At 30.0% G+C, this 11600-nt stretch carries 9 protein-coding genes; 5 read left to right on the top strand and 4 right to left on the bottom strand.

Features of this window, described 5'->3' with window-relative positions; all coding sequences use genetic code 11:
- Window positions 1-4: 4 nt before the first annotated feature.
- Window positions 5-469, bottom strand: coding sequence for a GNAT family N-acetyltransferase (locus tag HNP65_RS06010; RefSeq protein ID WP_184619389.1), 465 nt, complete (start codon window positions 467-469; stop codon window positions 5-7).
- Window positions 470-548: 79 nt separating this feature from the next.
- Here HNP65_RS06010 and HNP65_RS06015 point away from each other — a divergent pair, with 79 nt between their 5' ends.
- The 5 genes from HNP65_RS06015 (at window position 549) to HNP65_RS06035 (ending at window position 6387) form a co-directional block, all read left to right on the top strand.
- The gene (locus HNP65_RS06015; protein WP_184619390.1) at window positions 549-1034 is read left to right on the top strand and encodes a dihydrofolate reductase; all 486 of its coding nucleotides are present in this window, start codon (window positions 549-551) and stop codon (window positions 1032-1034) included.
- An 89-nt stretch (window positions 1035-1123) separates the two neighbouring features.
- Window positions 1124-2575 carry a GGDEF domain-containing protein gene (locus HNP65_RS06020; protein ID WP_184619391.1) on the top strand — a complete coding sequence of 484 codons (1452 nt, stop codon included), beginning with the start codon at window positions 1124-1126 and terminating at the stop codon, window positions 2573-2575.
- A 138-nt stretch (window positions 2576-2713) separates the two neighbouring features.
- Window positions 2714-4234: a sodium-dependent transporter gene (locus HNP65_RS06025; RefSeq protein WP_221236866.1), complete on the top strand. Its 1521-nt coding sequence runs from the start codon at window positions 2714-2716 to the stop codon at window positions 4232-4234.
- A 2-nt stretch (window positions 4235-4236) separates the two neighbouring features.
- The gene (locus HNP65_RS06030; RefSeq protein ID WP_126993638.1) at window positions 4237-4338 is read left to right on the top strand and encodes a MetS family NSS transporter small subunit; all 102 of its coding nucleotides are present in this window, start codon (window positions 4237-4239) and stop codon (window positions 4336-4338) included.
- A gap of 108 nt (window positions 4339-4446) precedes the next feature.
- The gene (locus tag HNP65_RS06035; RefSeq protein ID WP_184619393.1) at window positions 4447-6387 is read left to right on the top strand and encodes a S9 family peptidase; all 1941 of its coding nucleotides are present in this window, start codon (window positions 4447-4449) and stop codon (window positions 6385-6387) included.
- A 25-nt stretch (window positions 6388-6412) separates the two neighbouring features.
- Here HNP65_RS06035 and HNP65_RS06040 read toward each other — a convergent pair whose 3' ends face one another.
- From HNP65_RS06040 to HNP65_RS06050, 3 genes are read right to left on the bottom strand one after another with little or no spacing between them, the layout of a single operon-like run.
- Window positions 6413-7069 (bottom strand): DUF1175 domain-containing protein, encoded by a 657-nt coding sequence (locus HNP65_RS06040; protein WP_246348204.1) that lies wholly within the window; start codon window positions 7067-7069, stop codon window positions 6413-6415.
- Entirely contained in the window at window positions 6987-7385 is a 399-nt protein-coding gene (locus HNP65_RS06045; protein WP_184619394.1) for a hypothetical protein, read from the bottom strand. Before HNP65_RS06045 ends, HNP65_RS06040 begins: the two co-directional genes overlap by 83 nt.
- Window positions 7386-7392: 7 nt before the next feature.
- Window positions 7393-11307, bottom strand: a complete 3915-nt coding sequence (locus tag HNP65_RS06050) for an MG2 domain-containing protein (protein WP_184619395.1) — start codon at window positions 11305-11307, stop codon at window positions 7393-7395.
- Window positions 11308-11600: the final 293 nt, after the last annotated feature.

Raw genomic sequence — 11600 nt, forward strand, 5'->3', positions numbered from 1 at the left:
CTTTTTATTTATCTAGCAAATCTTTATATACTCCTGGACTAGAATCTGGAATTTCAATTGCTCCAACTGCTTTCTTATAATATTCAACAGGTCCCGCATCCCCAATTATAGCGTATGCATATCCTACATTCATCATATCCTGCAATGCTCTTAAAAGCAAAGCTTTGCCAATACCTTTCTTTCTATATTCTTTTAAAACCCCGGTTGGTCCAAAAAAACCTCTTGATGTCGTATCATAACAAGCAAACCCAACAATATCTTTACTTTCCTTTTCATATGCAACAAAAACGGATATGGGATTTTTTGAAAATGCAACATCAACTTCACTTGCCCAAAGTTTTCCAAAGTTTTTTAAAGTCCACTCTAAAACATGAATCTTTTCAGGACCAATAGGTCTTTTTATAAGAATATTTTCTGGTAAATCGTAACTAAAATCTAAATCATATAATTTGACAATTAAATCCGACATGTTTTCACCTCATTTCTATATTCATATTATATAACAAATTATGTTAAAATTAAAAAAATGATAAAAAAGGGGGATTAATATGCATTTATCTATGATTGTTGTTACAGACATGTTTGGAGGTTTTGCTACTTCTGAATACGATAGGATAGAGTGGGGTTCTAAAGAAGATAAAGCACATTTTAGAGAACTTACAACAAAGATTGGAACAGTAATAATGGGCCGAAAAACATACGAAAGTATTGGTTTTCCACTAAAAGATCGCCTAAATATCGTTCTTACAAGTAAAAATTACAAAAATTCAGAAAATCTTATTTTTTTAAATGAATCACCAGTTCAAGTGATAAGATTTTTAGAAAAAAATAAAATCAATGAAGCCGCAGTTATTGGTGGTAAATCAGTATTTAAGCAATTTTTTCCATACATTGATAAAATTTATATTACAATTGAACCAATTACTCTTGAAAATGCAGAAAAACTTTCTTTTCCATATCAGCAATTTAAGTTAATTTCAACTAATATTTTAAACGAAAAAGGAACTATTCTCCTGGAATATTCAAAATTATAATGAAAATCTTTACATCATAGTTGCCATTTTTCTATAATAATGATAACATAATTTTGATAAATATATTAAAAATATATGTGGGGAAAAAAATGAAAAAACTCGTCTTTTCCATTTTTACATTTATACTTTTATTCCTATTTCTAAACCAAATAATCAAAGTAGACGGTATACCATTAAATGATATTAACTTTCCATATACTACACTTAGTAAACCTTCAACAATAACTTTGTCAACTACTATTAAAGTTGATCAATTTTATAATTATCTCTTTTTTGGAAAGGTTTCCGCAAGCAAGATTAAAATTTTTGTAGAAAACGATGAGATATTTGAGCTTGGGTCAGTTTCAGGAAACTTATGGCCCAAAGCAATTATCGTAAAGATTCCAGAAAAATTTAACAATCAAAAGGTAATTTTAAAAGTCGTTTTATTTGGAACCTACGATATTGGTATACATTATACTCCAGTTTTGACCAATCAAAAAACTGCTAACCTCCATGCAACATTAATTAAACTCTTTAGACAAGATTTTTATATCTTCTCCCAAGGAATAACATTTATTGTTGGAATAATTCTTATTTTGTCCTCTTTAAAATTTGAAAAAAATATTGAAAAATCTATTTTCTATACCGGTCTTTCTTCAATTTTTACATTTTTAATGCTATTCGACTTTCAATTTAGAACTTATTCAGGGGATATCTCAACATTTATATTCTTTAGAAAAATCTTTATATCTTCTGGAGTACTTGCACTCTGTTTTAACATTATAGGTTTTAATTCACTTTTAAACAAAAATAAAAAAATCTTTCTTTTTCCATCACTTATATCATTGTCTATTTTCTTTACGTTTAACTCTTTAAGTTCATTCAACCTTTTAAATAGTATTTTAAATGTTTACATAATAATTCTGTCTGCTTTTATTTTTTATTTGGTATATAAAAACAAACTTAAAATGTTTTATTTTAACACAAACTTTCTTATTTTATCAATTATACAGACAATATATCTTCTTTTTTCAAAAACATCCAATGAAATTATGCTTCCATATGGCATTGTAATCTTTAGAACTGGAATAAGCTTAATCTTAATAAAAAAGTTTGAAGAAATTGTAAAGGAAAAAGAAAACCTAAAAGGACTTACGGTCATAGATCCAATGACTCAACTTTTTAATCGTAATATAATTGAAAATGTTCCAAACAAAGGAAAGCTAATTTTAATAGATTTAGATAACTTTAAAAAATTAAATGACACTCTCGGTCACCAGTTTGGAGACAAAATTTTGAAGGAATTTGCAAATATTTTAAAAGAAAACACAAGATCAACAGATTATGTTATAAGACTTGGTGGCGATGAATTTGCTATAGTTACTGACACAAAAAAACCAGAAGAATTGATTAATAGAATTAGAAAGATTTCAATTAATAAGCTAAAGTTAGATTTTTCATATGGTATTTCAAACAATTTTAACTTTGATAAAGCATATAGTGTTGCAGATAAAAGGTTATACACAATGAAGAATGAAAAAAAGAAGAAAAAAAAGTAACCTCCTCTCATCTCTTTTCTCTTGTTACATTTAAATTTCTTATATTTTTTTAAAATTAACAAAGTAAATTTTATTTGACTAACTTTTATGATTTTTGATATAATATTAAATAAGCATTACATTTTTGAGAGGAGGGATATGGTGGCTAGGCAAAAGTGGGGTTCTAGATGGGCTTTTGTTCTTGCAGCAGTAGGGTCAGCTGCTGGTCTTGGTAATGCTTGGAGATTTCCTTATATGGCATATTCAAACGGTGGTGGAGCATTCTACGTTCCATATTTTATCGCTCTATTTCTGGTAGGTATTCCACTGCTTATGGCCGAATTTGCAATCGGTCAAGGGCTTCAAAGTAGTGCTCCAAAGTCAATGGCAATCATAAAAAAGAACGCAGAATTCATTGGTTGGTTTGCAGTTATTGGTGGTGCAATCATTACATTCTACTATAACGTCATTATGGCTTATATCTTCAACTATCTTTACTACTCTTTTGGAGTTGCCTGGAAAGATGATCCAAATGGATTCTTCTTTGGAAAATTTTTACAAGTTTCAAGTGGACCTGGTGAACTAGGTTCAATAAGATGGCCAATTGTAATTGGGCTTGCTTTAACCTGGCTATGGATATACTTTATACTAAGAAAAGGTACAACTTCAGTTGGAAAAACGGTTGCATGGACAGTTCCACTTCCAGTTGTACTTCTTTTAATCCTTGGAATAAGGGGAATTACATTGGACGGAGCTGCAAAAGGATTAAATTTCTTGTTCGAGCCAAACTTTGCAAAACTTGCTGATCCAAGAGTTTGGGCAAACGCATTCGGTCAGATATTCTTCACATTAAGTCTTGCATTTGGAATTATGATTGCATATGGTAGTTATAATAAAAAAGATAGCGATATTGCAAACAACGCTATTATAACTGCCCTTGGAAATAGTGCAACATCTTACCTTGCAGGTATTGCAGTATTTTCTGTGCTTGGCTATATGGCAACTCAGTTATCCGTTCCAGTTGATAAAGTAGTAAGTGGTGGAATAGGTCTTGCATTTGTGGTTTATCCACAAGCTATTTCTCTCTTCCCAGGCGGAGTTGTTGTACAATCAATTATTGGTCTTTTATTCTTCTTAATGCTTTTAACACTAGGTATTGACTCTGCATTCTCTCTTGTCGAAGCTGTAGAAGCTGCTGCATCAGACAAATTTAAGGTAAATAAAAAGGCATTTTTGATAGGTTTTTCAATCTTTGGGTTCCTCGCAGGTCTCTTGTTCTCAACGCAAGGCGGGCTTTACTGGCTAGATATTGTTGACCACTTTGTAAGCGTTTATGGTCTTTTAATTGCCGGAATTTTAGAATCAATAATAATAGGCTGGTTGTTTGACGCAGAAAAACTTAGAAATTACATAAATGAAGTTTCTGAAGTTAAAATCGGAAAATGGTTCAACTTTTCTATAAAATTCCTTATACCAACTGTACTTATTATAATTTTAGGTCTCAATTTCTTTGATGAACTTAAAAAACCATATGGTGGTTATCCATCATGGGCACTGTGGACTGGATTTTCAATGCTTATTATAAACCCAATCATAGCAATTATACTTTCAAAGATTCCTCCAAAAGACAAAAACTACTACAAAAAAGTGGAAATTGATCTTACGGAAGGAGGAAACTAATCATGAGTGTAAGTGCTATAATATTCTTAATTTTAGCAGGTGTTGTCTTGTTTGGTGGTCTTTTCTGGTCACTTAGTATTGCTGCAAAATCTCAAAAAAAGTAATATAATATTAGTTCGTATCCCCCATCCTTTTTTGGATGGGGGATTTTTTATATACATTAATTCGCAAAACTAACTAAAAAGATGTATAATATAAATGGAGGTGGAAAAATGGAAAAAATTAAAATTGAAGATTTATTCAATTTTAATTTTTTATCTAGCATTTCATTATCTGACAATGGAAAGTATCTTGCTTTTGTAGTAAGTAAAGCAAATGAAGAAAAAAACAACTATACATCGAACATCTGGCTGCTTGATACAACAAGCCACAAATTAAAAAAGCTAACAACATACGGAAACGAAAGCAATTTTATATGGTTAGATAATAAAACAATACTCTTTCAAAGTATTCGAAAAGATGATGAAAAACAGAGAAAGCAAGATGATGAGAAATTTTCTTCATTTTATAAAATAAGTGTTGATGGAGGAGAAGCTGAAAAATATTTTGAGATACCACTAATTGTCAAAAAAATAAAAAAACTTGACAGTGAAAATTTTGTAGTTCTTGGTGAATATAGCATATACGATAACGACAAAGATTACATAATATTAGATGAAATTCCATTTTGGTCTAACGGTGCAGGGTTTACAAACAAAAAAAGAACTAGGTTATATCTTTACAACTTAAAAAATAAAGAAATCGTTCCAATATCTGGAGAGTATGAAAATGTTTCACATTTTGATATTGCACAAAATGGAAAAAATATATTATTCATTTCAAACGAATACAAAGATAAAATGGAGATACGCTCAGACTTGTTTATATATTACCTAGAAACCCAAGAAAAAGAAAAGTTAACTCATGATGATCCATTTAGATACACATACGCTTACTTTTTAGATGATTCAATTATATTTGCTGGAAGCAACATGAAAAGTTTTGGAGTAAATGAAAACCCAAAGTTTTATCTTCTTGATCCAAAATCAAAAAAAGTCACATTATTAACTCCTAATTTTGATTCAAGTATAAGAAATAGTGTTGGTTCAGATTCCAGATATGGTAGTTACAATAATGCTGCTATCGACGAAAATTATCTCTATTTTGTAACTACTGAATATAGTAGTTCATATTTAAATAGAATAGATAAAACTGGCAAAATAGAAAAACTTACAGTAAGCAGTGGCTCAATCGATGGATTTGATGTAAAAAACGGGGAAATTTATTTTATTGGCTTAAAAAAATTTAAATTACAAGAAATATACAAACTTGAAAAAGCAGAAAAACAAATAACATTTTTTAACGAATGGCTTGCAAACGAAAGAAAAATCTCAAAACCAGAAAAGTTTACATTCACTAACAAAGACGGTATTGAACTAGAAGGTTGGATAATTAAACCGGTTGATTTTGAAGAAGGGCAAAAATATCCAGCAATACTAGATATTCATGGTGGTCCAAAGACTGTATATGGGGAAGTTTTCTTCCACGAAATGCAAATATGGACAAGTGAAGGCTATGTAGTTCTGTTTACAAACCCAAGAGGAAGTGACGGCAGGGGAAATAAATTTGCAGATATTAGAGGTAAGTACGGTACAGTAGACTATGAAGATCTAATGAGCTTTGTAGATGAAGCACTAAAAAGATATCCATTTATCGACAAAGAAAGGTTAGGAGTAACTGGTGGATCATACGGTGGATTTATGACCAATTGGATAATAGGTCATACAGATAGATTCAAGGCCGCTGTATCTCAAAGAAGTATTTCAAATTGGATATCCAAATTTGCAACAACAGACATAGGTTATTACTTTGTAGCAGACCAACAATCAACTACCCCATGGGATAATTTTGAAAAGCTTTGGTGGCATTCTCCCATGAAATATGCTGATAAAGTTAAAACTCCTACACTTTTCATTCACTCAGATGAAGATTATAGATGCTGGATTGCAGAAGCAATTCAAATGTTTACTTCTCTCAAATACTTTGGGGTTGAAAGTCGTCTTGTTATTTTAAATGGTGAAAATCATGATCTCAGCAGAAGTGGAAAACCAAAAAACAGGATTACACGCCTTAGAGAGATAACAAATTGGTTTAATAAATATCTAAAAGAGTGATGCAAACGCATCACTCTTTTTATAATCAATCAGTTAAAAATTTTAATCTAAAATACCCCAAAAATGCCTTATTAAGCCTTATTGGCCTCCATGCCATATCTCCAAGCATCATATCCTCAAATCTTACATATCTTATCTCTCCACCAGGTCCTGTATGGTAAACAAAACCATTTGTTGTATAAATCATTACATGAAATGGAAAGTCTGGATCTTCTGGGTGAAAAAAGAAAACTAGGTCACCAACTTTTGCATGCTCTCTTTCAAAAGAAACAAATTCAACGTTATGCATTAAAAGATTGTAGGCTGTAACATACGGCACAAAATCTTTTCCATCAAAAAAGATATTAACTGAAAGTGGGGTGTTTGGATAGTTGTATTTTTTAACATCCTCAAAAATCGGTCCCCTGTATCCTGTTTTCTTTATCCATTTCATATCATGCTTTTTTAATGCCTCTTTTAATGAATAAAATACAAAACCTGCACAATCTTTTGTTTTGAATAACGGATGCTCATTATCTACGTTATCAAGAGCTATCGAGACAAACCAGAGCCTAAAGTTTAAACTATCGCTTAAGTCTAATGAAAGCTTTGAAAAACCTTCATTCATTCCAATGGGAAATAATAAAGTTGTGCAAGTTACCATCAAAAACATTAAGAAAATCTTCAACTTCTTTTCTATCATATTCTTCCAACCACCAATATATCAAACCTTCCTGGTATTTTTCATCTAAACCATATAATACCCAATGCAGTAACTCATGAAGAAGAACTTTCTCATATACTCCTTTTTTCTTCAAGATATTTATCGGCTGCAAAATTATCTTAAAATCAAAATATACTCCACCTACGCTATAGGGCATTCCTGTAACTTTGTTAAATTCCTGCAACGACCTACTTTCAAATATAGCTACGGATCTTTTAGGAATAGTAATACTTGCCTCGCTTAAAAATTCATCTAACTTTATTAATACCGTATCTGGAATTTGTTTTTCAAACAAAATTTGACTATTTAATAACAAAGGTATCAATATGAGAGATAGCGTAAGTATCCTCGTAGTACATATTGTAAACGTATGTAGGCTTTTTAATATATTTTCCACTAGAAGTCACTCTCCAGTAATATGTAAGTTTTCCAGGAGTAAGGTATCTAATAAAAAATGCTACCCTATCTTTTCTTACATCCCTATAGCTGTACCATATATTATTATCTTCATACCATCTATACGAAAATTTACTGTAATACTCCGGTGTTTTTTCATAGTAATATTTATTAACCTGGGCACATGCAGGAAGATATTCTTCAACCACTAAATATTCTCCGGTGCCATCAATGGTAATTTGCGTCTTTAAAAAGTTACCTTTTTGAATTTCAAAATTATCATTTTCTACAAATTGAATTTCATAGTATCCTTTATCAAAACTATACTCATTTCCTACAAATTTAAACGGTCCTTTTACAACCAACTTCCCATTTTCAAAAGAAAGTGGTGTACCTTCTTTCAACAACATTGAGATTTCTCTAGGCACTTTTGAAATCAGCACAGGTGTTGAATCAACTAATTCCATACTAATTGGGATCCAACTGCTTTTCACTGGTAAAAATGCATCGATATACTCTCCATCGAATAAAAATTCATACCTTTTAAAAATTTCCGTTTTTAACTCTATTCCACGATATTGATCTTCTTTTTCAATTCTTTCAGTTTGTTTTACTTCAATGAACCCTTCACCACTTACAATTATTTTCCCACCTTCACCTTTAACTTTTATATCACTCTTTATGTCTTTAAAACTATTACTCTCAATAATTGCAAGAATAGAAGCAGCTGTATCTTTCGTCGAATACCAGAAGGGGCCGTTCTTTTTCGAAAGAAGATAATTTACCATTTTTTCTCTTAAATCCGGATATTTACCATCTAAAGACAAAAGTCTTAACGCATAGCTTGTAAGATATACCGAAGAATAAAATCCGTCCGACTCTATATATGCAAAATTTTCCCCAACTTTTGCATATTTTAATATCTTTTCTGGGGTGGTAAATATTTCATCAATAATATTTTTTGCTTTAAAGTCTACTTTTTCTCCGTATAATTTTAATACAAACACTGCATAGCCATTTAGCTCTTGTTTTTTTAAATAATCTATTGCTTCGTCCAAAGAAACTTGTGGAAAATAATAACCATTTTGTTTTGCATAATATAATCCTTCTAAAACATAGCTAGTCATATAAACGTCACTTTTATCATTAGACCACCAACCCCAACCACCATCTCTATGCTGCAATTTTAAAATTCTCTGAAGTCCCTTTAAAACTATGTCATCAATGTCTTTTCTTTCCAATATTTTCTTTGCAACCAAAGCCGGATAAAAAGAACTCATAGTCTGTTCAGTACAACCGTAAGGATAAGTTATTAACTTCTCAATAGATTCAGCAAGTAAGTCTTTTAAATTACTTATAACCTTTATAGCTACATCTTTTTCAAATTCCATTTTACTTTTTACCTTTAAAACTTTACTAGATGTTTTTTTAATATAAGATGTATTCACAGGCACTTTAATCTTTATAGCATCATGCTCATCATTTAAAGTTGCTTCCAAAATAAGTTCTACATTTTCCCCGCTAACACCCTTAAGCGAAAATGGTATTCTTAAATCACGTTCTATATTAAAAATACCTCTTTCAAAAGTTGAATTTGCATTTTTGACACTCAACCTTACATTAACTTTTCCTGGTTTTCCCGTATAATTTTTTACATAAATTACACAATCTGGCTGATCATTGTTTGTTAAAAACTCTGGAACAAATAATTTTACCTCAAATGGCTTTGTAACTACAAATGTTGCACTTCCCTCTGCAATGTAGTCACTCGAGATTTCATATGCCAGAACTCTCCATTTTGTTATGCTGTCTGGTACTTTCACAGCTAAATTTTCTTCAAAAAGATTAGGATTCCAGTACAAAGTTTCTGGAAAATATTCTCTTATATTTTTCTCTTCTGATTCCTTTGTACTTGCAAATATATGCTTTTCTTTTTTATCTTCAAATCGGCTTAGATAGTCTAAATAAATATATTTTGAAGAGCTATAGGCTTCAAAAGTAGCATAGTAAAGCTTTGGATATAAATCATTCATAATAGATCCCCTATCAGATAAAAGATAGAGACCTTCATCGGCAATACTTACTACTTTCAATGATTTTGAATCTTTAAAAGAAACCTTAGCAAATTCTCCTGGTTTATAAGTATTTTTATTTGTCTTTATTTCTAATTTTTTTACTCTATCATGTAAAATATTTATCTTGATATTATCATTAAATTTTAAACCGTAAAAAGAAATAAAATATCCATCCGATATTTCATCTTTTGGAATATTAATTTCTATAGTTTCCTGCTTTTTGTCTATGATCTTAAAAGTATCAATATTTGTGCCACCGACAACAAGTACTCCAACATCGCCTTTCGGATCCACCGTTATTTTTATTTTTCCACCTGGTTCTATACTATTTTTATCAACAACTAATATTCCTGTATTACTTTCCCTGTATCTTTTAAATACTAACTTGCTTTCTTTTCCAAATTGAACTTCGACATACCACGTATCTTTCGGTAAATTTAATAAACCTTTCCCATCTATTACTCTTATATATTCTTCCTTTTCATTTACTTTAATCAAAGCAACTCCATTTAGTGGTGTGCCCGAAAGATCAGTTATGTACAAATTCAACTTATTGTTATTTATATTTGCATCTATATTTACATTGTCTTTTTTTACATCTATAAAAACTTGTTTTTCATATTGTCTTCCTGAATCATCCACTACAAGAGACTGTATACGATAATATCCACCTTCTTTTAGATATAATCCATACAATGCTTGACCATTTTCATCTGTTACTGCTTTAGTCTTATTAATTAACCTTCCGTCTCTAAAAGCATAAAAAAGAACTTGTGCCGTTTTTACTGGATCTCCATTTAAATATCTTGCAGAAAGTTTTACGTTAACAGTTTGTCCTACAATAGATTGTGTGGCAGAAGGAGTAAGCTTTATTGTGTAAGTAGGTTTTACATAATCTTGCAATAGAAAGTAGTGATAACCTAAAGTTTTTTCTTTTTCTTCTATTGTTAATACATAATTTCCAGTCATTATCTCATCTGTTGTCTTATATTCAAACGATATTCCCCCAAAGTCATCCGTATTAAACTCTTGAGAAAAAATCTCATTTGAAAATGGATCTCTTAAATGTATGTAAACTTTCGACGAATATGGAACGTATTTACTACCTTCTCTTTTAAATAAATTAACCCTGAACCTCAATACATCACCAGGTTTATAAATAGGCTTATCTGAGAACACCAAAACCTTTTTTTCTGAATAAGGATTATAGCTAGAATACCTTGATATAAACACAACGTTGTTTTCATAAAAAAAGACTTTTCCTTTGTATTTTTCTATATCAGCTTTAAAAACAGGTCCTGTAATGCTCCTTAAAAAATCATCATCAAAGTAAAAAAGTTTATTTACAAATTTTCCTTCTTTTAAATCGTACACTGAAAAATAAAATTCTTTATCATTGCCAGCTATGAAAGCTTCATAGCTGGTAAGAAAAAATAAATTGGAAATATATTTATCTTTTCCATCCAAAACAACATAATATGCCCCTGGATTTTGTGGAAGAATTATCGAAAATACTTTTTCATCAGACTTTTCAAGCAAAAACCTTACTGATTTTCCATTTTTTAAATCCTTTTTAAATATCTCCTTTGTTATATCAAACTTATATACTCTTACTGAAACAGGCTCATCTGAGTAAAACGATATAGTTCGATTTGGATAAAGTAAAACATCTGGTGTTCTAAAGTAGGTATAAGAAAATAAAAGAGCTACGACTGTTAATAAGAAAAATACAAAAAGCTTTTTCATATTATTACCTCCATTAACTTGATAACACAAAACCATTATACAACTTTTTTAATAGAAAAATTAATTTTTTCTAGCTTAATATATCTTAATATTTCCAAAAATAAATTAAATACACATTTAATAAAATCTTTTTGAGAATTTTAATTTTGTTCTTTACATATTTAAAACCAAATTAATTTTCATGTAATTTAGATATTGTTACTCCTCTTTAATTATAGTTTATTATTAATAATATCATTTTTAAAACTCTTAATTTCTGTAAAATTCATACTTTTTCTTATTAATTTAAATTA

The organism is Thermosipho japonicus (genome assembly GCF_014201655.1).
GTDB classification, from domain to species: Bacteria; Thermotogota; Thermotogae; order Thermotogales; family Fervidobacteriaceae; genus Thermosipho; species Thermosipho japonicus.